The sequence below is a fragment of the Acidiferrobacter sp. SPIII_3 genome (assembly GCF_003184265.1).
GTDB lineage: Bacteria > Pseudomonadota > Gammaproteobacteria > Acidiferrobacterales > Acidiferrobacteraceae > Acidiferrobacter.
Genome location: NZ_CP027663.1, coordinates 304,805 through 326,330 on the forward strand (window position 1 = coordinate 304,805; position 21,526 = coordinate 326,330).

Here is a 21,526-nt window from a genome sequence, read left to right on the forward strand (position 1 = left end):
TCTGCCCGCGGCGGCCTCGGCTGGGTTCTCCTTCGGGCGTTCGTCTCCCGGGCGTCTAGGGAGGCGGAGGGTCTTCGCTGGCGAGGAACTCGAGGGCGTTCCCGTCCGGATCCCGGCAAAACAGCGCCTGGCGACCCGAGCGGCTGGGCACGACGGGAACGTCGGCGGCTGCCAGGCGCCGGGCAAGGCCTGGCAGGTCCGATACCGTCAATGCGAGATGACGGTCGCGTCCGGGTTGCCGCAGCGCACCGGCGGCGGGTTCCGCGCCGATCGCCAGAAGGTGGATCTGTTGGCCGGAGGGCAGGGCGAGCCACGCGCCGGGATAGCCGAGATCGGGGCGCGCGACGATCTCAAGACCCAGGAGGTCGCAATAGAACGTAAGTGCGCGCGGCAGCTCCTGTACCCGCAGGCTGGCGTGGATGATCGCGCGGATCGGCGGCATGACGGGATCGAGACCTCGGTATGCCGCCATTCTATCGTGTCTTCGATCCCCAAGCCCAGATGATGACACGGCCCTCGGTGCCGGCGCCGCCCCCAAGCGGGCGCAGGCGGCGTCCTGGCGCCCGGCGCCGATCCCCGGCACAATGCCGTATGCCCGAGATGCCCCCGCCGCGACTTGCCGCCGATCGCGTATCTTTCATCGAGATCCTCGGCCATGCGCTCGCCAATATCACGCCGTCGGCGATGGCGACCGTGACCATCTCCCTCGTCGCCGCTCAAGGGGGTCTCTTGACCTGGGCGGTCTATCTCGCGGTGGGTCTCGTCATGTTGCTCGTGGCCGCGCAAGTGGCGACGCTTGCCCGCGAGGCGCCGGCCGCCGGCTCCCTGTTCGTCTCCGTGAGCCGCAGCCTCCACCCGGTTGCCGGGGTGTTGAGTGGCTGGGTCATGACCGGGGGTTATCTCGGGGCGCTGCTCGCGGCCCCCATCGTCGGCGGATTGTTCGTCGCCAAGGCGTTGCGCATCGCTGGCATGGGGCTCCCCTGGCCTTGGGCAGCCTTGTTGTTTGCCGGGACCTCTTGGGCGCTCACGGTCCGCGATGTCGGTCTCGCGACACGCTACAGCCTTTTTATCGAGGCCGTATCGTTGCTGATCATCCTGGTGATCGGGGTGTGGACGCTGGGGCATGTCTCATGGACGCAACCGGTCCTGTGGCCAGGCACGTTCAGGGCCGGATCGTTCTTTCAGGCAATGACCTTGAGCATCCTCGCCTATGGCGGATTCGAGACGGCCGCCAATTTCGGGCGTGAGGCCCATGCCCCGAACCGCGACATCCCCCGGGCGATCTTTGCCGCGGTGCTGGCGAGCCTCGGGTTTTATGTCTTCATGGCCTACGTCGAGGTCGCGGGCTTCGGGGGCCATGCCGGCGAGTTGGCGCGCACACCGGCGCCGCTCAGCGTGCTGGCGATTCGGCAGGGCTTGCCGGCGCTCGCCTTCTCATCGGATATCGCCATGGCCATCGCCGCCTTCAGCGCCACCATCGCCACCTTGAATAGCCTCGGGCGCGTGCTGTATTCGATGGGCCGGCACCGGGTGCTCCCGGCGGCCCTGGGGAGGATCGGGGCGCATGGCACGCCCGCCGTGGCGCTGCATGGGCTCGGCGCGCTCACCTGCGGATTCGTGATCTTGGCGGCGTGGCGCGCGTGGTCGCCGCTTGCCATTGTCGATCTCTTTGGCGTGTTTACCGCTCTCGGGTTTATCATGATTTACCTTTTTGCGTTGATCGCGGTTCCCGTGCTGCACCGGCGCCGTGGTCGGGTGGCGCCATGGCCGGCACTGGCGGCGCTCATGCTTGCCGGCCCGCTTTTGGTGTATGTCTTTGGCGAGAACTTCTGGGGGGCGAGCGGCGTGGCTTTGACGGCGGCTTATGGATTTCTCGTGTATCTCGTGCTCGGTGCCTGGCTTTACCGGGCCTGGCGGCAGCGCGCGGATAGGCCTGCCGCCGACCTCTTGTTTGCACGCGACGATGATTGACCAAGCGTGCGATCTCGAAAGACGATTTGTCGCGGGGGATGGGCCGATGTGGTGGTCGTCGGTCACGACGCGCGGGCTTGGCGTAGTCCTCGTCGCCTACATCGGCGAGTGCCCATTTTTTGTGTCACTCGGCGCCCCCGGGGAGGTGCGCGCGTGGGCGCAAGGGCTTGCGATCGCCCCCTTGGTGTGGGACCCGCACGCCCCCCACGCCTTGCACGCGGCGCTGCGGGGGGTCGTCGATCGCGGCCAGCGCTATGCGGGACCGGTCGGGCTCGTGCGCGAGACGCCCTTTCAGCAGGCGGTGCTATTCGCGACCCGCGCCATTCCTCGCGGCGAGACGCGCACTTACGGTGAGATGGCCGCGGCCGTCGGCCGTCCGCGGGCGGCGCGGGCGGTCGGCAGTGCGCTTGCCGCCAATCCCTTGCCTCTCTTGATCCCCTGCCACCGGGTCGTAGGCGCGGGTCGGCGGCTCGGGTTCTATTCCGATGGCGGACCGGACATGAAACGCCGGCTGCTGGCCTGCGAGGGCGTGGGCGTCGCCTCTTTTCTTTGAGAAAGCCGCACTTGCGGCCATCCGGATCGACCATCTACCGGGGGTGGGACATTCGCGAACTGTCCGTTTGACGGACAGAGTCTATTGAACTAAACTAACTTAGTTTAGTGGCGCGCGGGTGGCTGGATGAAAAAGGTTAATATCCATGAGGCCAAGACTCACCTCTCCCGACTCGTGGAGGAGGCGGTTCAGGGAGAGCCGTTTGTGATCGCCAAGGCGGGTAAGCCGCTTGTTAAGGTGACGGCGCTGGACGTGCCGGTCGCGACTGAGCCGCGTCGTCTGGGGTTCCTGGCCGGCGAAATTTCAGTACCAGACGACTTCAACCAAATGGGCGGCGCGGAGATCCATCGGTTGTTTGGGGAAGGCGATTGAAACTCCTCCTCGACACGCACCTGCTTCTATGGGCGGCCGGACAACCCGAGCAGTTATCCGTCACCGCCCGAACGCTGCTGGACGACCCGCAAAACTCGCTCGTGTTCAGCGCCGCCAGCCTGTGGGAGATCACCATCAAGCGCGGTCTGGGACGACCCGATTTCCGCGTGGACCCCCGGCTTTTGTATCGTGGTCTGCTGGACAACGGCTATAGCGAGCTCCCGGTGATGAGCGAACATACCGTAGCGATCATGGAGTTGCCGGCAATCCATAAAGACCCTTTCGACAGAATCCTGGTCGCCCAGTCGTTGGTCGAGGGTGTCATGTTGCTCACCACCGATCCGGTCATCGCCCGCTATGCGGGCCCTATACGCATGGTCTGACCGGAGGGCCAGCCGTCGGTATGTCGCGCGCCTCCGCGATACCCATGTCGCGTGTTTGCGCGGGAGTCAAATCGCGCTAATCTGACCCGATGCCGAGCCGTGCGACGCGCATCACCGTCCCCCCGTCCTATGATTTCGCCGCGGCGCTCGCGTTTTTACGAGAGTCGCCGTCGGCGGTCCTCGAGTCCATCGAAGGCGAGAGCTATCGCCGCGCCTGGCGGACCGATCGCGGGGTCGAGCTCGTGAGCGTGGCCTGGAGTGCGTCCCTGGCAAGACCGCAACTGCGCGTGCGCGTGGAGGGCCCGCGCGCCGACGACAAGTCGCTCGCCTCGGCAATCGACAGGGTCCGCCATGTCTTTTCGCTTGATGTCGATGCCGGGGGGTTCCAGGAATTGGTGGGGAGCGACCCGATCATGGCGCGTCTGGTGGGTGATGGGCTTTGCGTGCGACCGGTCTTGATCGCAGACCCCTTCGAGTCTCTCGTATGGGCCATCATCGGTCAGCAGGTCGGGGTGGGATTTGCCCGCAGCCTGCGCGGAGCGCTCGTACAGATCGCCGGCGACTGCGCGGTCTTCGGGTCGTCCCGGTTTGCGGTCATGCCGGATGCGTCCCGGCTCGCCGATATCGATGAGGACCCCTTGCGCGCGGCGCATTTCAGTCGCGCCAAGATCCGCGCTTTGCGTATCGCGGCCCAGGCCGTAACGAGCCAAGCCCTCGACTGGGCGCGACTCGCCGCCCTGCCGCCGGCCGAGGCCATGGCGGTACTGACCCGGTTTCCGGGCATCGGGCCGTGGACGGCGGGCATGGTCTTGATGCGCGGCCTCGGGGTGCGCTCGGTATGGCCGGCGGCCGATCTCGGCCTGCGCAAGGCCCTCGCCCGGGCGTTGGGCGCGAGCGTGCCCTTGACCGAGGCCGAGGCGCGCGCCCTGGCCGCCCCATGGGCCGGTTGGGAGGCCTGGGTCGCATTCTTTGCGTGGCGGTCCTTGTCGCGGCATCGCGCCGGGCCGTGAAGGATGGGCGGCGGGCCATGGGCGCGCGCTATACCAAAAGGTCGGGACGCCGGTGGCGCCGGCGTCCCTGCTGGCCTATTCGGCAGAGGCCCGCCAGCGGGTCATGGCGGGCCCGCTCCTTGGAGGGACGCCGCCTGCCTTATTGAGGTGAGAGGATAATGGCCTCGCTCATCGCCGGGGAGGGACCTAAGGGGGTATCAGCCCACGGCGATGCCGTTAACCGCGGCATAAAGGCCGAACCCGGCGGTGAGGACGATGATGCCCAGCACGAATCCCGCGTAAGGCCCCTGGAGGCGCAAAGGCCCCGAGAGGGCGTGGCGCGCCAATAGGTACAGAAAACCCAGGACGATGGGGAGCAAGACGGCGTTCATCACCTCCATCGCGACCCCCAACGTGACCAGATTGACGTCCGATGCCACCAGTACCCCGCCGAGTACAAGCAGGGTGGTATAGATCCCGTAGAACCAGGGGGCCTCGCGCGGGTGGTGTTCGAGGGAATGCTTGAAGCCCATGACCTCGCCCACGCCGCGGGCGGCGGTGAGCGAGACCACGATCGTGGCGACTGCCGCCGCCCCGCTCATCCCCAGGGCGAACAACAACCGTCCGGTCCGCTGCCCCAGAAACGGCGTCAGGGCGTCCGCGATCTGTTGGACGGTATTGAGGGGCGCGTGAGGGTTGTTGCGCCCTATGGTGGCCGCGGTCGCGACCAGGACCGCGGCCATGATCAGCTGGGTCACGACCGCGCCTAAGGCGGTGTCGACGCGCGCCATGGTCAGGTGATCGATACGTAGGCGCTTATCCACCACCGCCGACTGTTGATAGAACACCATCCATGGCATGATCACGGCGCCGACATTGGCGGCCGCCAGGTAGAGGTAGCCGGGGTCCTGAAACGGGATATGCAGGCTATGGCGTACGAGCGGTCCCAGGGCCTGATGGGTGCGTAAGGCCACCAGCAGGAATGCGAACTCAAAGGCCCCGACGGCCAGCGCCACCCGTTCCACGCCGGCATAGGACGCCGTCCAGACCATGACGATGAGACCGCCGACAAGGATGATCATGGTCACCCACCGCGGGACACCGAATAAGAGGCCGACGCCGGCCATGCCGCTCAATTCGGTGAGAAGCGCCCCGAGACAGGATAGCGCCAGGGTCCCGACCGACAGCCAGGCCCAGCCCCGACCGAATCGCCTGGCGATCAGTTCGCCATGGCCCTCGCCGGTCACGATCCCGAGGCGCACCGTCAATTCCTGGACGATGTAGAGGATGGGGATCAGCACCACCTGGAGCAGCAACAGCCGGTAACCCCACTGGGCGCCGCTCTGTGCGGCCGTGATGACACTGCCGGCATCGGTATCGGCCAACATCACCACCAAACCCGGCCCGAGCACGGCCAGTAGGGCGCGCCATGGACGGGACCATGTGTCGGAGCGCCGACGCGACAAGGACATGTAAGGAACCCCCTATAATCGTTAACAATAATAAGAGTCATTGTCATTTGATGCAAGCGGAGGGGTTACGCACTATAATGGTGCATATGCCTCGTTATGGGCTGGTCGAGACGCACCAGAATGGCGTATTTTGGGCCGAGGTCGTTGGCCCGGATCTTGCCTTGGGGGATGCCGTGGCGAGTCATGCGGAAAGTATTGTGGAAAACCTGACGACCGCGGTCGTGGTCGCGGATGCCGCCCTGCGCCTCAAGGCCGTGAATCCGGCCGGCGAGATCCTGTTCGAGTTGAGTGCCAAACAGATGGTGGGGCAAGCACTCGAGCGGCTGTGGCCGCAGACGGCTTCGCTTGCGGGTCTGTTTGCCGACATCCTGCAAAGCGCGCATTCATTCACGCGCCGCGGCCTGCCCTTGCCGCTGCCTGGCCGCGAGGTGCTTGTCGACATGACCGTAACGGCGATCTTGCCTGGCGTCGAGTCGGGGGTGCGGGAGGCGGTCTTGTTGTTCGAACTCAATCAGGTCGACCGCCTGCGCCGTCTGGCCCACGAGGAGGAACTCGTGGATCGCCATTTGGCGCAGAGGGCGGTGGTGCGCGGCCTGGCGCATGAGATCAAAAATCCCCTCGGCGGCTTGCGCGGTGCCGCGCAGCTGCTCGAGCGCAAGCTCTCCGACAGCGAACGGGAGTACACGCGCATCATCATTCGCGAGGCCGATCGCCTGCAGGGCCTCGTGGACCGCTTGGCGGGACCGACCCGTCCTTATCTGCCGGTGCAGGTCAATATCCATCAGGTCCTGGAGCATGTGCGATCCTTGATTCTCGCCGAGGTCGGCGAGGGTTTCGTCCTGCGACGCGACTATGACCCGAGCATCCCCGAATTCGCCGGTGACCCGGATCAGCTCGTGCAGGCGGTCTTGAACCTGGTGCGCAACGCGGTGCAGGCCCCAAGCCATCTGATCGTCCTGCGTTCGCGCATCGAGCGCCAGTTCACGATCGGCCAGCGGCGACATAAGCTCGTGCTGCGTGCCGAGGTGGAGGATGACGGGCCGGGCGTGCCGCAGTCCTTGCGGGACACCCTGTTTTATCCCATGGTCACGGGCCATGCCGCGGGCACCGGGCTTGGTCTATCGATCGCCCAGGACATCGCCCGCCGGCACGGCGGCCTTATCGAATATACGAGCCGTCCGGCACGGACGGTCTTTACGTTATTTCTTCCCCTGAGGCAGGAATATGACCCGACAGGATAGTGTGTGGATCATCGACGATGACGAATCGATCCGCTGGGTGCTGGAAAAGGCATTCCAGCAGGCCGGCATGGCGACCCGTTGTTTTAGTGGCGCCGGGAGCGCCCTGGATGAGTTGCGTGAAGAGACCCCGGATGTCGTGATTACCGACATCCGCATGAGCGGACTGTCGGGACTGAAGCTGCTTGAGAGCATAAGCCATACCCTGCCGACACTCCCCGTGATCGTCATGACCGCCCATTCCGATCTGGACAGCGCGGTGGCCGCCTACCAGGGCGGTGCCTTCGAGTATTTGCCGAAGCCGTTCGACGTCGATCACGCGGTGGGCCTGGCACGCTATGCCATCGAGCATAGGCGTCAGGGGCAGGTGGCGCACGCCGAGCGGGCCGAGTCGGCCCCCGAGATCCTGGGCGCGGCGCCCGCCATGCAGGAGGTCTTTCGAGCCATCGGCCGGCTGTCGGGGTCGCACATCACGGTCCTTATCAACGGCGAGTCCGGGACCGGCAAGGAACTCGTGGCGCGGGCCCTGCACAACCACAGCCCGCGGGCGCGCAATGCCTTCATCGCCTTGAACATCGCCGCAATCCCCGCGGGGCTTCTCGAATCGGAGTTGTTCGGTCATGAGCGCGGTGCGTTCACCGGGGCCTTGACGCAGCGGCGCGGACGTTTCGAGCAGGCCGACGGCGGAACCTTGTTTCTAGACGAGATCGGCGACATGCCGGCCGATCTTCAGACGCGCCTCCTGCGGGTCCTGTCCGACGGCCAATTCTATCGCGTCGGTGGCTGCGAAAAGATCCGGACCAATGTGCGCGTCATTGCCGCCACCCATCAGAACCTGGAGCAGCGCGTGGCCGATGGACTGTTCCGGGAGGATCTGTTCCATAGGCTCAATGTCATCCGCATTCATGTCCCGCCGCTGCGCGAACGTCGCCAGGACATACCGATCCTGGCGCGCCACTTCCTGGCGACCGCGGCCGCCGAGCTCAATGTGGAGGCGAAGCGTCTTGCGCCCGAGGCCGAGCAGTATCTCTGCAAGCTGCCGTGGCCTGGCAACGTGCGCCAATTGGAGAATACCTGCCGCTGGCTCACGGTCATGGCCCCGGGACGCACCATTCGCATCGCCGATCTCGCCCCGGAGCTGAAGGAGGTGGACCCGGCGCCGGCCGGCGTCGACTGGCGCGCCGGGTTGCGCGGCGTCGTCGAGCAGAGGTTGGCGTTGGGCGAGAAGGCGGTCTACACGGAGTTGAGCATCGAATTCGAGCGCACCCTGATAGAGGCCGCCTTGCACCATACCGGCGGGCGCAAACAGGACGCCGCCAAGCGCCTGGGGCTTGGGCGCAATACCCTGACGCGCAAGCTAAAGGAGCTCAATCTCTGACGCCGGTGTGACGCGTGACGAGATGCACGAAGGCGGCGCTTGCTTGGCGCGCAAGATCGCTTAGGCCGGTGACCGCGCCGCGGGCATCGGGTGCGCAGCGGCGCTTCAGGTCCACGGTCTTTTGCGCGAGCACCCGGCCGGTCGCCACGTCATAGAGGCGGGCCATGGCCTCGAGTCGCACGAAGGCGCGATGCGGCGTCGTGAAGTCCTGATCGAAGCGCGAAAGCACGATCACCAGGCGCTCGATATGCACGCTCGGCCGCGCGCTCAACACCGGACCCATGCCCAATCGCCAGCGAATGCGCGCCTTGAGCAGGGAGGCTGGCGGCGCGATCCAGCGGTTCTGCGCATAGACGTGGACGGCGGTGGGGTCCCGGTAGAGCAGCCGGTAGTGAATGGTCGTCCCGGAAAGCCAGGCGACACTCTTGGCGCGCACGATGACCGGCGCCACATGTGGTATCGGGGCGTGGGCGTGCAGCGGCCCGAAATCGTGATCGGTCAGTATCTCCGGGGCGCGCGCGGGGAACAGACTGCACCCCGCAACGCCGGTCACGGCGAGCATGAGGGCGAAAAGCCTATAGGTTCTGGCCATGGCTCAGGGGGCCTCCTTGTAGCCTTTTTCTCCGGGTCCCGGGGTGAGCGGGCGCGCGCCGAGCAATAATTCACGAGGGTGATGGCGCAGCGACCGGCTGAGGCGCTCGACATCGGCGGCCGCGCTCGTCAGCCGGTCAAGGGCGCGATTGACCTTGGGCAGGGTCCGTGTCAGTACCACGTCGCCCGCTCCTTGCGCGGTGTCGCTCAGGTGTTGCAAGTGGCGGCCCAGGGTCCGCACCTCTTTTTCGACCCCGGCCATGCGCGCAAGCGCGGTGTCGGTCGTAGCCTCCATGGCCGGCAGACGGGCAGCGGCGCGGTTTAGTCGCGCGCTGAGCGCCGTCCACTGCCGGCTTGCTTGCGCCGCATGCGCCAGGATCGCCGCCAGATGGTGGCGGTTGGTCACGCTCAGGGTCTTTTCGAGGTCGGTGCTGAGGGCGGTCAGCTGTCGGGCGACGCGCGTGCCGGCGTGCGCGAGGCGTGTAAGGAACGACGGGCGCATGGGGATGCGCGCGGGGTGGGCGGCGGAGGTCGCGAGCGGACGCATGTCCGCCGTGGTATTCAATTCAAGCGCCGACATGCCTGTTACACCCTGCAGCTTAAGCTGCGCGTAGGTGCCGCGCGTGATCGGTATGCTCCGGTCGACGGCTATGGAAATCAGTATCTCTTGGGGATCTTGTGGGTCCACGGCGATATGCTTGACGATGCCCGCCGTTATGCCCCGATAGAAGACCGTGGACTCGGCCCTCAAGCCGAACACATTGCCTCTGGTGACCACGACATAAGGGAGCCTGTGCTGGTGGGCGCCGCTGATCCAAAGCGTCGCGGCCAGGATAGCGGCCGTGAAGACCGCGATAAAAATACCCGTGCGCAATGCGTGGGAGCGGCTGTTCATGATGCCATCGCCCCGAATACGCGCTGGCCCCGCTCGCCCGAGAACATGGCCTGTACGAACGGGTGTGGATTTATCGCGACCTCGGCCGGCGTCCCCCTGGCGACGATGCGATGGTCCGCCAGGATTGCGAGCGCCGTGCAAAGGTCGTGCATGAGGTCGAGATCGTGGGTGATCACAACCGCGGTAAACTTGAGTTCGTTGTGCAGATTCTGGAGGTGATGCACGAAGGCCTGCGCGGCGACCGGATCGAGCCCGGAGGTGGGTTCGTCGAGAAACAGAAGCTCGGGCTCCAAGGCCAGTGCTCGCGCCAGCGCCGCCCGCTTGATCATGCCCCCGGACAGCTCCGCCGGCAGGCGTGCCGCCACCTCCGGGCCAAGACCCACCTGCGTGAGCTTCATATACACGAGGTCACGGATCAGTGCGGGCTCGATGGTGCGATACTCCTGAAGCGGGAACGCGATATTTTCAAAGACCGTAAAGGCGCTGAACAGCGCCCCGCCCTGAAACAGGACGCCACAGCGATTGCGCAGCGCGGCCAGGGCCTCCACCCTGATCCGGTCGAGGCGTTCCCCGAAAAGACTCACATGCCCCGCGCTCGGCTGATCGAGACCTATCATCTCCCGCACCAATGTTGTCTTGCCGCTTCCCGATCCCCCGACGAGTCCGAGGATCTCCCCCCGAGCCACGGTCAGCGTGATGTCTTCATGGACGACATGTCGTCCGAATCGTGTCGAGACATGCTCCATTTCAATGATGTGATCCAAAATCACGGCAGGCCGATCCCGCGAAATCCGATTGCGAACACGGCATCGACGAATATGACGGCACTGATCCCCGTCACCACGGCATTGGTGGTCTCGACCCCCAGGCTTCGGGTATTGGGCTCGATGCGCAGGCCGAAATGGCAGGCGATGAGCGCGATGACGATCCCAAAAACCGAGCCCTTCAGGATGCCGAGCACGAGATTGACCACGGGAACCGCGCTCGGTATGGCGTGGATGAACTCCGGTATACCGATCCCAAGGGTGATGTGCGCGGCCACCATGCCGCCGAGCAGCGCGATCGCATCCGTCCATATGACGAGCAGCGGAAGTACCACGGCAAGCGCGACGACGCTCGGTAGAACCAACCGCATGCTCCACGACACCCCCATGGCCGACAGCGCATCGAGCTCCTCGGTGAGGCGCATCACACCAAACTCCGCGGCTATGGCCGACCCGGACCGGCCGGCGACCAGGATCGCCGCGAGCAGCGGACCGAGTTCGCGCATGATGCTAAGCCCGAGCACATTGACGATATAGGACGGCGCGCCGAAGGTCCGCAGTTCGAGTGATGACAAATAGCTCATGACGACACCCACCAGCGCGCCCACCAGGGCGGTTATGCCAAGCGCGCGTACTCCCGCTTCGTATATCGAGGCCGAGATGTCCTTCCAGGGTATGCGGTCCGGCCGGCGCAGCAGTTGGCCGCCATCGAGAACGATCTGGCCGACGAGCGCCGTGAAATCGAGCATGTGCGATCGCAGCCCGTGTTCCAGGGATGACAGGGCCGCGAGCGGCCGCACGCGCGGCCCGCGCGTGCCCTCGGGAGGCGCCTCGCGCCGTGACCACCGTTCGCACAGCGCGGCATGCTCGGGACGGACCTCGATCATATTGTCATGTGCAAACCCGCGCAAACGCCACAGAATGAGCGCCCCCACGTTGTCCAGACCTTGTACCCCGCGGCAATCCCAGACGATTTTATCGTTGCCGCGCCGAAGCCGGCGCAGGTTGTCCACCAGGGCGTCCGCGCGTCCGTCGATGCCGCGCAAAGTCCATTGTCCCGTCAACGCCACGATCGTCCGGCCGCGCTCGTCGCGGAGCGTATCGTAGCTGGCGGGCGCGAACTGCGCGGCCGTCGCCGGTTGGCCGCCCCGGGGCTTTCTGGCCTCTTCGCTCGTGGTGCTATCCTCGTCCATTCCGTTGCGTAGGCATCATATCAAGGCCCGTGACGGCCATCATAGGCGATTCGCCGGGTGCCGGCGCCGGCGGCGTGCATGAAAAATGTCTTGCAAAGAGGCAGGGTGTCGGTGACGTTCAGGCCTGTGCGCAGTACCGCGCGCACCAAGGCGCGGTCGTCGCGAAACGCGCGGTTGAGCAGATCGGTGGCCGCCAGCATGGCAAGGTTGTCGACCTTGCGCTCGCGCTCATACGGGCGCAGGGTGCGTCGGCGGCCGAGATCCGCCGACTGCGCGCGCGCCGCCTCAAGCGCCGCGATCAGGGCGCAGGCGTCGGCAAACCCGAGGTTGACCCCTTGGCCCGCCAGCGGGTGGACGCGGTGGGCGGCATCACCCACGAGCGCAAAGCGGCTTCCCACATAGTGTTGCGCATGGGAGGCCACGAGCGGGAAATAGGCCCGCTCACCATCGACCTCGAGCCGGCCGAGGTGGTCTCCGAAGGCCTCGTTCAAGGCCGCGGAGAATTCCGCGTCGGAGAGATCCCGCAGTCGCCGTGCCTCGTAGTCCGCCGTCGACCAGATCAGCGAGGCCCGGTTGGCATCCGGCAGGGGTAGGAGCGCGCAGGGCCCGTGACGCAGGAAGCGCTGCCAAGCCACGTCCTCGTGCGCATGCCCCAGTCGAATGTCGGCGCACACCGCGGTCTGTCCATAACGATACTGAAGGACCGCCACCCCGAGCCGCTCGCGGATCACCGACTGCGCGCCGTCGGCGGCGATCAATAGCGGCGCGCGCAGTCGTCCGCCATCCTTCAGGACCACCTCGATGCGCGCATCCCCGAGATCCACCCCCTCGGCGCGATCCCGATGCCAGGAGACGCCGCGCACTTGCGCCTTGGCGCGTAGCGCCGACTCGAGCCGTCCGTGGTTGACGATAACGCCAAGGTCGGCCTCACCGATATCCGCGCTGTCGAAGGACAGCCGGCCATTCCCGCTATGATCGACGATGCGCAAGGCGCGCAGCGGCGCCGCCTCGACGCCTTCGAGCGGCCAGAGGCCGAGGTCGGAGAGTCGTCGCAGTGACGCGCGACTAAGTGCGCTGGTGCGTACCGACGCCTGTTGGTCCAAGCCCCCGGCGTCGATGATGGCAATTTCGAAGCCGCGCATGGCCAGGGCATGCGCAAGGAGTGCGCCCACGGCCCCCGCGCCGGCGATGACGATATCCGGATTACGCCGGTCGATCATGGTTTCAACTCCCGAAACAGTCTCGGCAAGGGTGCCTTGAGCCCCATGGTGCGCACCGCCAGTGCCCGTTTCAGTCCCGGCAGGGCATCGATCAGGTTCAGCGCCAGACCGCGGGCGGCGGCAAGCGGTAGTTGGCGCGGCGCGAAAAGTCGCACCAGGCCGTCGGTAAAGCGCGTGGTGTTGGCGACATCCGCCTGTCGCGCCCGCGCGTAATCGCCAAGCCAGGCACGGTCCCCATAGTCGGCATGCGCGCGGCAGGCCTGTGCGAGGCGTTCGGCAAGCACCGCGACGTCGCGCAGCCCCAGGTTGAAGCCTTGCCCGGCCACCGGATGCAGGGTGTGCGCGGCGTTGCCGACGAGCACGACGTGCGGCGCCACCCATTCCCGGGCCTGTTGTCGCATCAGCGGAAAGCGCAGGCGCGGGCTCGCCGCGAGCAACCGGCCGAGCCGGTCGCCAAAGACGTCGGCCAGGCGATCCAAGAAATCTGTCTCGTCGAGGGCCTGCCATTGCTCGCCGTCGGGGCGGCTCACGACGAATGTGTAACGGTCGTCGCCGATCGGAAGCGCGGCAATGGGCCCGTTGGCGGTGAAGCGCTCGAACGCCGTGTGCGGCCGTGGCCTCGATACCCGGCAGTTGCTCACGATCGCGCAGCGACCGTAGTCATGACCATAGACCCCTATGCCGCACGCTGCGCGCACCGCCGAGTTCGTGCCATCGGCGCCCACCAGGAGCCGGCATGCGATGCGCTCGGTTTCGTGTCCGTCGGCGAGCGTGATCGTGGCCTGGTTCGCGTCCCTGACAAGCCCGCCGAAGCGTCCCTGGCGCAGGGTCACCGCCGTCGTGCCGAGCGCGCCATACAAGGCTGCGAGCAGCGCGGCGTTGCCGGTGACATAGCCGAGCGCGTCCACGCCCTGTTCCTCGGCGAGGATGTGCGCAAGACCGAAGCGTCCCGAGCGGTCCGATACCTCGATCTCGGTGATGGGTTGGAAGTCGGCGCGCGAGAGCCGGGACCATGCGCCGAGGGTCATAAGGGCCCGCTTGGAACCCTGGGCGATCGTGAAGGTACGGTCGTCGGCGCGCGGCGCCGGTGCGAACGGCGCCGGGTCGAGAAGGCATATATCGAGCGGCAACGGCGCGAGCGCAAGCGCGAGACTCGCACCCACGAGGCCGCCACCGCAGATCACTATGTCGTGCCTGCGTATGTTCACAAGCCTTCGGCCCGCAATGCCTCGATGTCCTCGGCACGCCTTGGCAGGTCGTGGCTTAGGATCTCGTAGCCGTTTTTCGTGACCAGGACGTCATCCTCGATACGGATCCCGATATTCCGGAAGCGTTCCGGTATATCGTCGCTTCCCGGAACATAGAGGCCCGGCTCGACCGTCGTCACCATCCCCGCTTCCAGGACGCGAGGCGCCCCGCCGACCTTGTAATCCCCCACGTCATGCACATCGAGACCCAGCCAGTGGCCGGTTCTATGCATGTAAAAACGCTTGTAAGCGCCGTTTTCGATCAGCTCATCAACCGCACCGTGCAAAAGTTTCAGGTCGAGCAGGCCCTGCGTCAGGACCTTGACCGCGGCCTCGTGCGCGGCCGGCCACTCGCGACCCGGCGCTATGGCGGTCAGCGCCGCGCCATGCGCGGCAAGCACGATGTCATAGAGCGCGCGCTGTTCGGGACTAAACCTGGCCCCCACCGGGAAGGTCCGGGTGATATCCGACGCGTAGCCGTCGATCTCGCAGCCGGCATCGATCAATACGAGCGTGCCGTCCTTCAGCGGCGCGTCGTTTTCGGTGTAATGAAGGATGCACGCGTTGGCCCCGCTCGCCACTATCGGCGGGTACGAGGGATATTGGGAGCCACCCTTGCGGAAGGCGTAGAGAAGCTCGGCCTCGAGTTCGTATTCAAAGAGCCCCGGGGCGCATCCCCGGATGGCGCGCCTGTGTCCCTCGACACCGACCGCCGCGGCGTGGCGCATGAGCGCAATCTCCTCGGGGCGTTTCGTAAGCCGCATCTCATGGAGGATATGGTTTGGGTCGACGAACTCCTCGGGCGCCGCGATCCCCGACCGTGCCTTGGCGCGGACCTCATTGACCCACTCGAGGACGTGGCCATCGAATTCCGGATGGCGGCCCATGCTGTAGTAGACGCGACGCCGGTCCTCAAGGAGACCTGGAAGGATGTCGTCTATGTCGTCTATGGGGAAGGCGTCGTCGGCCCCGTATTGGGAGACCGCCCCCTCGGGGCCGGCGCGTCGCCCTTGCCACTGCTCCTTGTCCGGGTCCCGGTCCCGGCAAAAAAGCAGGAACTCGCCCTGGGCCCGCCCGGGGATCAAGACCGCCACGGCCTCGGGCTCGGGGAAGTGTGTCAGATAATAGAAGTCGCTGTCGGGGCGGAAGAGGTATTCCACATCGCCGTTGCGCGCGCGCACGGGCGATGTCGGTATGATCGCTACGGCCTCGCCCATGAGACCCATGAATTCGGCGCGCCGGCGCCTGAAGGCATTTTTGTCCATGGGGATCATTATGCCCGAAGTCGACGGCCGCGCCACGCCCGCGCGAGTCGTATGGCGGACCCGTTCACCCGGCGATCTCGTCGTAGATCAACTGCACCGCGACCCGCAGATATTCGACGAGTTCGCTTAAGTCCGACTCGCCGACGGTTCCGCTGGCCTCCGCGAGGTCGCCGATATCGGTCAAGGCCTCGGCCACGATCTCGGGGTGATCGTTCGCCCCCGTGTCACGGTCATGAAAATAAAACCCGGTCACAAAGCCCCGGCACCATTCGATAAGCGCCCGGCTGCGTTGCACGGCCGGGCGCTCGTCGTCCGGCAGCAAGGGCTCAAGTCCGAGCCCGCCCTCGGCGAGGGCCTCGCCGATCCGGCGGCGCGCGCTCTCAAGGCCATCGCGCAGGTCGGGGTCGGTTTCGTTCGCCCCCAGCGCCGCGATCGCCCTATCGTCATCGGCCCGCCCCGCGCATATCAGGCCGACCATGACGCCATGGGCCTCCGATGCCCCGAGCGCGACGTCGGCCTGCCCCAGCATCATCGTCCATGTGTCGTACGAGAGGTCATCATGCATGCCGCCATTCTATCCCATGCCACCGCACTTTTGGCGTCATGCAAGCCGGCATTTTCCCGGGCCGAGAAGCCCGCGCGCGCAGGCTGCGAGGCGATCCACAAGCCCCTCACGGCGGACGTTGACCCCGGCGCCCGCGAGTTCTATAGTGGCCCACATGAGCGGCGAATCTCCCCCCGATGCCGATGCGCTGGCCCGCCTGGAGCGTCGGATCGAGGACTTGGTCGCGGTGTGCCGGCGACTCCAGGAAGACAATGCGAATTGGCGCGCGCGCCATCAGGCCTTGTCGGCGGAGTATGTGCGACTGAACGAACGCACGCGCGTGGCACGCAGCCGTGTCGAGGAGATGATAGGGCGTGTCGCGGCCTTGACCCGCGAGGAGCGGTGATGACGGGCCATAAGGAGACGATCCATATCTCCGTGCTCGGCAAGGAGTTCGCGGTGTCCTGTCCGGAGGATGAGCGGGAGGCCTTGATCAAGGCGGCCCGTTATGTCGACCTGCGCATGCAGGAAGGCCAGCGTGGCGGCCGGACGGTCAGCATGGAGCGGCACGCCGTCATGGCGGCCCTCAACATGGCGTATGAGTTGCTGCGGTTGCGCGAACAGTCGGTGTCGACGTCGGCGGAGTGGATCAAACGCGTCGAGGGACTTACCGACAAGGTGGAGCAGGTTTTACGAGACGAGTTAAAGGAGCGGCCTTGAGAATCATTGAGGTCGTTTGCGGGTTTGGCGCCCCCTGCGGTGTTCGTAGCCATTCCGTGCCCCTGAACCTATAACTCTTGCCTCGGGAACCACGATCTCGGGCGCTGTTGTGCATGTCCGTCTCGAACGGAAAGCCTGAAGCATCCGGACGTGTCCCACTTGAACCTTTGGTTCGAGGCAAAGAATGGTTACGGCACAGGCGGAGGGCGCCTCTATCTTGCTTGCAGTACCGGTCCCATGAATGACAAACACGGTTTGCGGCGCAGTCTGCGCGAATGCCGCAGGGCGGTGGGTGCGCGCGCGCGCGCGGTGAGCGCGCAGCACGTGGCGCGGCGCGGCCTGCCGCTCCTGCGTCGGGCGCATCATGTCGGGATCTATTGGCCGGTCGGTTCGGAACTCGATCCGCGACCGCTGGCGCGCGCCCTCATGCGCGTTCATCGCGCCGTCTATCTGCCGGTCGCGGACCATCGCCCTGGGCGTCCCCTGGCATTCGTTCCCTGGCGGCCACCGTTGGCGCCGGGGCCGTTACATGTACCAGAGCCGCGTTGGGGACGCCGGATGCGCGCGCGGCGACTCGACGCCGTGCTGGTGCCATTGGTCGGGTTCGATGCCCGCGGATGGCGTCTCGGCCAGGGCGGCGGCCATTACGACCGGACCTTTGGTTTCGTGCGCAAGGCGCGGGGGCGTCCGGTCTTGATCGGATTGGCTTACGAATGCCAGCGACTGACGCAGGCGCCGCGCGAGGGGCACGATGTGCGCCTCCATGCGGTATTGACCGAACGGCGACTCTATCGCGCACAGGATGCAGTGGCATGAATATCTTGTTTATCGGCGATGTCGTCGGCGATGCCGGACGCCGGGTGTTGTTGGCAAGGCTCCCGGTCCTCCAGGAGCGCTTCAAGATCGATCTTACGATCGTGAACATCGAGAACGCCGCCGGCGGTTTTGGGGTGACCGACAAGATCCTGCGCGAGTGCCTCGCTCACAAGATCGACGTTTTGAGCACCGGAAACCACGTCTTTGACAAGCGCGAGGCGCTGGAGCTGGTGGGCCGCGAGCCGCGCTTGTTGCGGCCTCACAACTATCCGGTGGGCACCCCGGGGAGTGGCTGGTATGTGGGGAAGACGCGCGCCGGCGAGCCGTTCGCGGTCCTGAACGTCATGGGTACGGCCTTCATGCATCCGGTGCTCGATTGTCCATTCGCGTGCGCCAGGACCGCGCTTGAGACAAGGCCCGAGGCCGTGAAGGCGGTACTCGTGGATTGCCACGCCGAAACGACGAGCGAGAAGATGGCCATGGGCTGGTTTCTGGATGGACAGGTGAGTGCGGTGGTGGGCACGCACACCCACGTCCCGACCGCCGATGAGCGCATCCTGCCGGCGGGTACGGCCTACATCTCGGATGTCGGCATGACCGGCTGCTATGACTCCGTGATCGGCATGAATAAGGACAAGGTGCTGCGGCGCATGGTGCAGAAGCTGCCCGAGCGGCTTGAGGCCGCCGAGGGTCGGGCGACGCTGTGCGGGGTCGTCATAGAGGTCGACACCAAGACCGGCCGTAGCCGTGGCATCCAGCGCCTGAGCGTGCGCGAGGACTGATGGCCTATTGGCTCTTCAAGAGTGAACCGAGTTCGTTTTCCCTCGAAGACCTGATGGCGCGCGATGCCCCCGAGCCCTGGAGCGGGGTGCGGAACTTCCAGGCGCGCAATTTCATGCGCGCCATGCGGCCCGGCGACCTCGGGTTTTTTTATCATTCGAGCTGCGCTGCGCCCGCGATCGTGGGGGAGGTCGAGGTCACGCGCGCCTCTTACCCAGACCACACCGCCCGGGATCCGGACGACCACCACTATGATCCGCGGGCGATCGCAAACCCGGAGCTCTGGTCCATGGTCGACGTCGCCTTCCGCGAGCGCTACCCGGTCCCGGTGACCTTGGCCCGCCTCAAGGATTGTCCGGCGCTTGCCGGCATGCGCCTCCTGGCGCGCGGCAACCGGCTGTCGGTCCTGCCCGTGACCGAAGACGAGTGGCGGATCATCCAGGCGCTCGCCCGCGCCCCATGAGGTTCTATCACTTCTGGTTCGAGCCGGCCTCCGAGCGTGTGCGGCTCGCGCTCGGGGCCAAGGCCATCGAACACCAGCGCATCATCCCCGATTATGACGACGACGAGACCTTTTTTGAGATCGGCGTGGCCCGGCAGGCGCCGGTGTTGCTGTGGGACGACGGGCGCGTTCAGACCGATTCGCAGGTGATCCTGCGCGCGCTCGATGCCTATCGGCCCGACCCGTCGCTCTTTGGTCCCCTGCAGGATGCGCAGTGGCAGGCCTTGCAGGCATGGCGCGCGAAGGCCGCGGGTCTTCTGGAGAGGCTCCATGCCCCCGTGCGCCCGGCGTACCGGGGCCTCGGCGATCACCCCTCCCATCTCGCCTCGTACAAGGCCTCGGTAGCGGCGCGTTTTGGCGCAAGCCTGGAGGAGTTGGCCAACGATCGCTATGGGGCCTATGCGCAACTCGACGCCTTGACCCAGTTCAAGGAGTTGGGGGCCTTCCTCGCCCAGCATCGGTTCTATGCGGGGACGTTTTCGGCGGCCGACGTGCTGCTTACCGCGGACCTCTTTGCGTTGCAGCTTCAAGACGGCATCACGCTGCCGATCGACATCATGTATTATTTCGAACGCGTTCAGGACGTCTGCGGGGTCGGCCTGCGCGACGGACTCATCGGCGGTTGACTGCGGGAGGGATCATGACCTTATGCGAGCTTTTGATCTACCTGGACCGGGAATCCGGCTATCCCGTGCTCGACGGGGATTGCGAGGAGACGATCAAGAAGGCCTTGGCCGGCAGCCACAAGGACGTCCTCGCGGGACGGATCGTGGCAGCCATGGCGGCAAGCGTGGACGCCACCACGGCCGCCGTCTCCATACTCCGCGCCCAGGCGACGACCGCGCTCGGGCCCTTGCGCCTGAAGGCGATGCGCGACGATGTCTCGGGTCACGACCTAAAGCGCATGGAGCGCACGGTGCACGCCATAGACGGGGCGTTCAACGACGAGGCGCTGGCGGCGCGCAAGTCCTAGAGGCGACCCGCCATCCCCCGACGGGCCGCGCGCCTTATCGCAGAAACAGCCGGTAGGCGGGATTTTCCGTCTCCTCCTGGTAATCCATGCCGAGCGTCTCCAGGAACGCCGGCAGCCTCTTTCGTTCGGATGCGGGCACCTGCATGCCGATCAAGACCCGGCCATAGTCGGCGCCGTGATTGCGGTAATGGAAGAGGCTGATGTTCCAGGCGCGGCCCATGGCGTTCAGGAAGGCCATCAAGGCCCCGGGCCGGTCCGGGAACTCGAAGCGGTAGACGATCTCATCGTCCACCGGACAGCGACCGCCGACGAGATGGCGCACATGCAGTTTGGCCATTTCATTGTCGGTGAGATCCAATATGTCGTAGCCGGCGTGCGCCAAGGTCGTGAAGAGCTCGCGGGCATCGTCGCCCTCCCCGACCTGTATTCCGACAAACACGTGGGCAAGCGCGGGTCCGGCGTAGCGGTAATTGAACTCACTGATGTTGCGCTCGCCGATCAGGCCGCAGAATTTCCGAAAGCTCCCGGGGATCTCGGGGATGGTGGCGGCGAACACGACCTCGCGACGCTCGCCGAGTTCGGCGCGCTCGGCGACGTGCCGCAGCCGATCGAAGTTCATGTTCGCGCCCGAGGCGATGGCGACGAGCGGCCTGTCTCCCGGGCGCGCGGCGGCATAGGCCTTGAGCCCGGCGACCGCGAGCGCCCCGGAGGGCTCCACGATCGAACGGGTGTCCTCGAAAACATCCTTGATGGCCGCGCAGATCGCATCGTTGCTCACCACCAGGACCTCATCGACCAGGCGCCGCGCGATGCGAAACGGCTCGCGGCCGACCTGGCGCACCGCGACGCCATCGGCGAAGGTGCCCACGTGGTCCAGGAGCACGCGGCTACCCTCCTTGAGTGAGCGCGCCAGCGCATCGGCGTCGGCCGGTTCAACCCCTATGATGTGGATGTCGGGTCGCAGGGACTTCACGTAGAGCGCGATGCCCGCGATCAGTCCGCCACCGCCGACCGGCACGAAGATCGCCTCGATATCGGAGGGATGTTGCTTCAAGATTTCCATGCCGATCGTGCCCTGGCCGGCGATGACGTCGGGGTCGTCGTAGGGGTGTATGAAGGGCAGGCCCTGCGTTTCACTCAAACGCCGCGCATGGGCATAGGCCGCGTCGTAATTGTCCCCCTCGAGCACCACCTCGGCACCGCGCGCGCGCACCGCCTCGACCTTGATGCGTGGCGCCACGGTCGGCATCACGATGACCGCGCGGATCCCGAGGCGCTGCGCGGCGAGTGCAACCCCCTGGGCATGATTGCCGGCCGAGGCGGTCAAGACCCCCGAGGCCCGCTCTTCTTCCGTAAGGCACGCCATCTTGTTATAGGCGCCGCGCAGCTTGAAGGAAAACACCGGCTGCATGTCTTCGCGCTTCAGGAGGACTTGGCGGCGCAGCCGACGCGACAAGGCCGCCGCCTCCGACAGCGGGCTTTCGATGGCCACGTCATAGACGCGGGCCTTGAGGATGCGTTTGAGGTAGTCGCGTGTCATCGGGCGGTCTTCGCGCGAGCATAGCAGAGGCGGGCGGGTGTCGGCCACCGGCATCGCAATGGCCCAGCAATCCCTGGTGGCGCGCAAGCCGGCTGCCGGGCGGGCTGGTCGCGAGACGTC

The 21,526-nt window shown here is 66.0% G+C and carries 25 protein-coding genes and 1 other RNA gene; 15 read left to right on the forward strand and 11 right to left on the reverse strand.

All coding sequences use genetic code 11. The features are described 5' to 3' along the window. Positions 1–55: 55 nt before the first annotated feature. Entirely contained in the window at positions 56–472 is a 417-nt protein-coding gene (locus C4901_RS01570; RefSeq protein WP_205736128.1) for a VOC family protein, read from the reverse strand. Positions 473–591: 119 nt separating this feature from the next. Here C4901_RS01570 and C4901_RS01575 point away from each other — a divergent pair, with 119 nt between their 5' ends. The 5 genes from C4901_RS01575 (at position 592) to C4901_RS01595 (ending at position 4,289) form a co-directional block, all read left to right on the forward strand. After that, positions 592–1,971 (forward strand): APC family permease, encoded by a 1,380-nt coding sequence (locus tag C4901_RS01575; protein WP_168185476.1) that lies wholly within the window; start codon positions 592–594, stop codon positions 1,969–1,971. Positions 1,972–2,017: 46 nt separating this feature from the next. Then, positions 2,018–2,524 (forward strand): methylated-DNA--[protein]-cysteine S-methyltransferase, encoded by a 507-nt coding sequence (locus C4901_RS01580; protein WP_110135833.1) that lies wholly within the window; start codon positions 2,018–2,020, stop codon positions 2,522–2,524. 126 nt (positions 2,525–2,650) lie between these two features. Beyond that, positions 2,651–2,896 carry a type II toxin-antitoxin system Phd/YefM family antitoxin gene (locus C4901_RS01585; RefSeq protein WP_110135834.1) on the forward strand — a complete coding sequence of 82 codons (246 nt, stop codon included), beginning with the start codon at positions 2,651–2,653 and terminating at the stop codon, positions 2,894–2,896. Further along, the gene (locus C4901_RS01590; protein ID WP_110135835.1) at positions 2,893–3,279 is read left to right on the forward strand and encodes a type II toxin-antitoxin system VapC family toxin; all 387 of its coding nucleotides are present in this window, start codon (positions 2,893–2,895) and stop codon (positions 3,277–3,279) included. The genes C4901_RS01585 and C4901_RS01590 overlap by 4 nt, the downstream gene beginning before the upstream one ends. Positions 3,280–3,368: 89 nt before the next feature. Continuing rightward, complete coding sequence (locus C4901_RS01595; protein WP_110135836.1) at positions 3,369–4,289, forward strand: DNA-3-methyladenine glycosylase; 921 nt, start codon at positions 3,369–3,371, stop codon at positions 4,287–4,289. A 197-nt stretch (positions 4,290–4,486) separates the two neighbouring features. On the opposite strand, the gene C4901_RS01600 is transcribed toward C4901_RS01595, so the two are convergent. Next, the gene (locus C4901_RS01600) at positions 4,487–5,740 is read right to left on the reverse strand and encodes an NRAMP family divalent metal transporter (RefSeq protein ID WP_205736129.1); all 1,254 of its coding nucleotides are present in this window, start codon (positions 5,738–5,740) and stop codon (positions 4,487–4,489) included. An 86-nt stretch (positions 5,741–5,826) separates the two neighbouring features. Here C4901_RS01600 and glnL point away from each other — a divergent pair, with 86 nt between their 5' ends. Continuing rightward, entirely contained in the window at positions 5,827–6,981 is a 1,155-nt protein-coding gene (glnL, locus tag C4901_RS01605) for a nitrogen regulation protein NR(II) (RefSeq protein ID WP_110135837.1), read from the forward strand. Beyond that, the gene (gene ntrC, locus C4901_RS01610) at positions 6,965–8,356 is read left to right on the forward strand and encodes a nitrogen regulation protein NR(I) (RefSeq protein ID WP_110135838.1); all 1,392 of its coding nucleotides are present in this window, start codon (positions 6,965–6,967) and stop codon (positions 8,354–8,356) included. Before glnL ends, ntrC begins: the two co-directional genes overlap by 17 nt. On the opposite strand, the gene C4901_RS01615 is transcribed toward ntrC, so the two are convergent. Genes C4901_RS01615 through C4901_RS01650 form a run of 8 tightly spaced genes read right to left on the reverse strand, consistent with a single transcriptional unit; the run spans position 8,346 to position 16,096 of the window. Next, a complete protein-coding gene (locus tag C4901_RS01615) occupies positions 8,346–8,948 on the reverse strand; it encodes an ABC-type transport auxiliary lipoprotein family protein (protein ID WP_110135839.1) in 603 nt (200 codons plus the stop codon). The genes ntrC and C4901_RS01615 overlap by 11 nt on opposite strands. 3 nt (positions 8,949–8,951) lie before the next feature. Continuing rightward, positions 8,952–9,842, reverse strand: coding sequence for an MlaD family protein (locus tag C4901_RS01620; RefSeq protein ID WP_110135840.1), 891 nt, complete (start codon positions 9,840–9,842; stop codon positions 8,952–8,954). Further along, on the reverse strand, positions 9,839–10,606 hold the full coding sequence (locus tag C4901_RS01625) for an ABC transporter ATP-binding protein (RefSeq protein ID WP_205736130.1): 768 nt from the start codon (positions 10,604–10,606) through the stop codon (positions 9,839–9,841). The genes C4901_RS01620 and C4901_RS01625 overlap by 4 nt, the downstream gene beginning before the upstream one ends. Before the next feature lie 2 nt (positions 10,607–10,608). Next, positions 10,609–11,799: an ABC transporter permease gene (locus C4901_RS01630; RefSeq protein WP_110135842.1), complete on the reverse strand. Its 1,191-nt coding sequence runs from the start codon at positions 11,797–11,799 to the stop codon at positions 10,609–10,611. A gap of 20 nt (positions 11,800–11,819) precedes the next feature. Further along, positions 11,820–13,019 carry an FAD-dependent oxidoreductase gene (locus C4901_RS01635; RefSeq protein ID WP_110135843.1) on the reverse strand — a complete coding sequence of 400 codons (1,200 nt, stop codon included), beginning with the start codon at positions 13,017–13,019 and terminating at the stop codon, positions 11,820–11,822. Continuing rightward, positions 13,016–14,227, reverse strand: a complete 1,212-nt coding sequence (locus C4901_RS01640) for an FAD-dependent monooxygenase (protein WP_168185477.1) — start codon at positions 14,225–14,227, stop codon at positions 13,016–13,018. The genes C4901_RS01635 and C4901_RS01640 overlap by 4 nt, the downstream gene beginning before the upstream one ends. Next, positions 14,224–15,540 carry an aminopeptidase P N-terminal domain-containing protein gene (locus C4901_RS01645; protein WP_110135845.1) on the reverse strand — a complete coding sequence of 439 codons (1,317 nt, stop codon included), beginning with the start codon at positions 15,538–15,540 and terminating at the stop codon, positions 14,224–14,226. The genes C4901_RS01640 and C4901_RS01645 overlap by 4 nt, the downstream gene beginning before the upstream one ends. A 55-nt stretch (positions 15,541–15,595) precedes the next feature. Continuing rightward, positions 15,596–16,096 (reverse strand): UPF0149 family protein, encoded by a 501-nt coding sequence (locus C4901_RS01650; protein WP_110135846.1) that lies wholly within the window; start codon positions 16,094–16,096, stop codon positions 15,596–15,598. A 154-nt stretch (positions 16,097–16,250) separates the two neighbouring features. Here C4901_RS01650 and C4901_RS17420 point away from each other — a divergent pair, with 154 nt between their 5' ends. From C4901_RS17420 to C4901_RS01685, 8 genes are all read left to right on the forward strand, one after another. Next, the gene (locus tag C4901_RS17420) at positions 16,251–16,481 is read left to right on the forward strand and encodes a hypothetical protein (RefSeq protein ID WP_065971948.1); all 231 of its coding nucleotides are present in this window, start codon (positions 16,251–16,253) and stop codon (positions 16,479–16,481) included. After that, on the forward strand, positions 16,481–16,795 hold the full coding sequence (locus C4901_RS17425; RefSeq protein ID WP_168185478.1) for a cell division protein ZapA: 315 nt from the start codon (positions 16,481–16,483) through the stop codon (positions 16,793–16,795). The genes C4901_RS17420 and C4901_RS17425 overlap by 1 nt, the downstream gene beginning before the upstream one ends. A gap of 28 nt (positions 16,796–16,823) precedes the next feature. Then, a non-coding RNA gene (gene ssrS / locus C4901_RS01660) (6S RNA) lies at positions 16,824–17,005 on the forward strand. A gap of 27 nt (positions 17,006–17,032) precedes the next feature. Then, the gene (locus tag C4901_RS01665) at positions 17,033–17,611 is read left to right on the forward strand and encodes a 5-formyltetrahydrofolate cyclo-ligase (RefSeq protein WP_110135847.1); all 579 of its coding nucleotides are present in this window, start codon (positions 17,033–17,035) and stop codon (positions 17,609–17,611) included. Continuing rightward, entirely contained in the window at positions 17,608–18,393 is a 786-nt protein-coding gene (locus C4901_RS01670; RefSeq protein ID WP_110135848.1) for a TIGR00282 family metallophosphoesterase, read from the forward strand. The genes C4901_RS01665 and C4901_RS01670 overlap by 4 nt, the downstream gene beginning before the upstream one ends. Then, positions 18,393–18,854 carry an EVE domain-containing protein gene (locus C4901_RS01675; RefSeq protein ID WP_110135849.1) on the forward strand — a complete coding sequence of 154 codons (462 nt, stop codon included), beginning with the start codon at positions 18,393–18,395 and terminating at the stop codon, positions 18,852–18,854. Before C4901_RS01670 ends, C4901_RS01675 begins: the two co-directional genes overlap by 1 nt. Further along, the gene (locus C4901_RS01680; protein WP_110135850.1) at positions 18,851–19,519 is read left to right on the forward strand and encodes a glutathione S-transferase family protein; all 669 of its coding nucleotides are present in this window, start codon (positions 18,851–18,853) and stop codon (positions 19,517–19,519) included. Before C4901_RS01675 ends, C4901_RS01680 begins: the two co-directional genes overlap by 4 nt. A gap of 14 nt (positions 19,520–19,533) precedes the next feature. Beyond that, positions 19,534–19,866 (forward strand): hypothetical protein, encoded by a 333-nt coding sequence (locus C4901_RS01685; RefSeq protein WP_110135851.1) that lies wholly within the window; start codon positions 19,534–19,536, stop codon positions 19,864–19,866. Positions 19,867–19,900: 34 nt separating this feature from the next. On the opposite strand, the gene ilvA is transcribed toward C4901_RS01685, so the two are convergent. Continuing rightward, entirely contained in the window at positions 19,901–21,406 is a 1,506-nt protein-coding gene (ilvA, locus tag C4901_RS01690) for a threonine ammonia-lyase, biosynthetic (RefSeq protein WP_110138472.1), read from the reverse strand. Positions 21,407–21,526 lie beyond the last annotated feature (120 nt).

What these genes read in the sequence shown, in the direction of transcription:
- C4901_RS01615 (WP_110135839.1), bottom strand. Translation starts at nt 8,948, where the DNA reads ATGGCCAGAACCTATAGGCTTTTCGCCCTCATGCTCGCCGTGACCGGC.
- C4901_RS01680 (WP_110135850.1), top strand. Translation starts at nt 18,851, where the DNA reads ATGAGGTTCTATCACTTCTGGTTCGAGCCGGCCTCCGAGCGTGTGCGG.
- C4901_RS01585 (WP_110135834.1), top strand. Translation starts at nt 2,651, where the DNA reads ATGAAAAAGGTTAATATCCATGAGGCCAAGACTCACCTCTCCCGACTC.
- C4901_RS01570 (WP_205736128.1), bottom strand. Translation starts at nt 472, where the DNA reads ATGGCGGCATACCGAGGTCTCGATCCCGTCATGCCGCCGATCCGCGCG.
- ntrC (WP_110135838.1), top strand. Translation starts at nt 6,965, where the DNA reads ATGACCCGACAGGATAGTGTGTGGATCATCGACGATGACGAATCGATC.
- C4901_RS01635 (WP_110135843.1), bottom strand. Translation starts at nt 13,019, where the DNA reads ATGATCGACCGGCGTAATCCGGATATCGTCATCGCCGGCGCGGGGGCC.
- ilvA (WP_110138472.1), bottom strand. Translation starts at nt 21,406, where the DNA reads ATGACACGCGACTACCTCAAACGCATCCTCAAGGCCCGCGTCTATGAC.
- C4901_RS01645 (WP_110135845.1), bottom strand. Translation starts at nt 15,540, where the DNA reads ATGATCCCCATGGACAAAAATGCCTTCAGGCGCCGGCGCGCCGAATTC.
- C4901_RS01575 (WP_168185476.1), top strand. Translation starts at nt 592, where the DNA reads ATGCCCGAGATGCCCCCGCCGCGACTTGCCGCCGATCGCGTATCTTTC.
- C4901_RS01600 (WP_205736129.1), bottom strand. Translation starts at nt 5,740, where the DNA reads ATGTCCTTGTCGCGTCGGCGCTCCGACACATGGTCCCGTCCATGGCGC.
- C4901_RS01650 (WP_110135846.1), bottom strand. Translation starts at nt 16,096, where the DNA reads ATGCATGATGACCTCTCGTACGACACATGGACGATGATGCTGGGGCAG.
- C4901_RS01670 (WP_110135848.1), top strand. Translation starts at nt 17,608, where the DNA reads ATGAATATCTTGTTTATCGGCGATGTCGTCGGCGATGCCGGACGCCGG.
- C4901_RS01580 (WP_110135833.1), top strand. Translation starts at nt 2,018, where the DNA reads ATGTGGTGGTCGTCGGTCACGACGCGCGGGCTTGGCGTAGTCCTCGTC.
- C4901_RS01675 (WP_110135849.1), top strand. Translation starts at nt 18,393, where the DNA reads ATGGCCTATTGGCTCTTCAAGAGTGAACCGAGTTCGTTTTCCCTCGAA.
- C4901_RS01685 (WP_110135851.1), top strand. Translation starts at nt 19,534, where the DNA reads ATGACCTTATGCGAGCTTTTGATCTACCTGGACCGGGAATCCGGCTAT.
- C4901_RS01630 (WP_110135842.1), bottom strand. Translation starts at nt 11,799, where the DNA reads ATGGACGAGGATAGCACCACGAGCGAAGAGGCCAGAAAGCCCCGGGGC.
- C4901_RS01595 (WP_110135836.1), top strand. Translation starts at nt 3,369, where the DNA reads ATGCCGAGCCGTGCGACGCGCATCACCGTCCCCCCGTCCTATGATTTC.
- C4901_RS17425 (WP_168185478.1), top strand. Translation starts at nt 16,481, where the DNA reads ATGACGGGCCATAAGGAGACGATCCATATCTCCGTGCTCGGCAAGGAG.
- C4901_RS01665 (WP_110135847.1), top strand. Translation starts at nt 17,033, where the DNA reads ATGAATGACAAACACGGTTTGCGGCGCAGTCTGCGCGAATGCCGCAGG.
- C4901_RS01620 (WP_110135840.1), bottom strand. Translation starts at nt 9,842, where the DNA reads ATGAACAGCCGCTCCCACGCATTGCGCACGGGTATTTTTATCGCGGTC.
- glnL (WP_110135837.1), top strand. Translation starts at nt 5,827, where the DNA reads ATGCCTCGTTATGGGCTGGTCGAGACGCACCAGAATGGCGTATTTTGG.
- C4901_RS17420 (WP_065971948.1), top strand. Translation starts at nt 16,251, where the DNA reads ATGAGCGGCGAATCTCCCCCCGATGCCGATGCGCTGGCCCGCCTGGAG.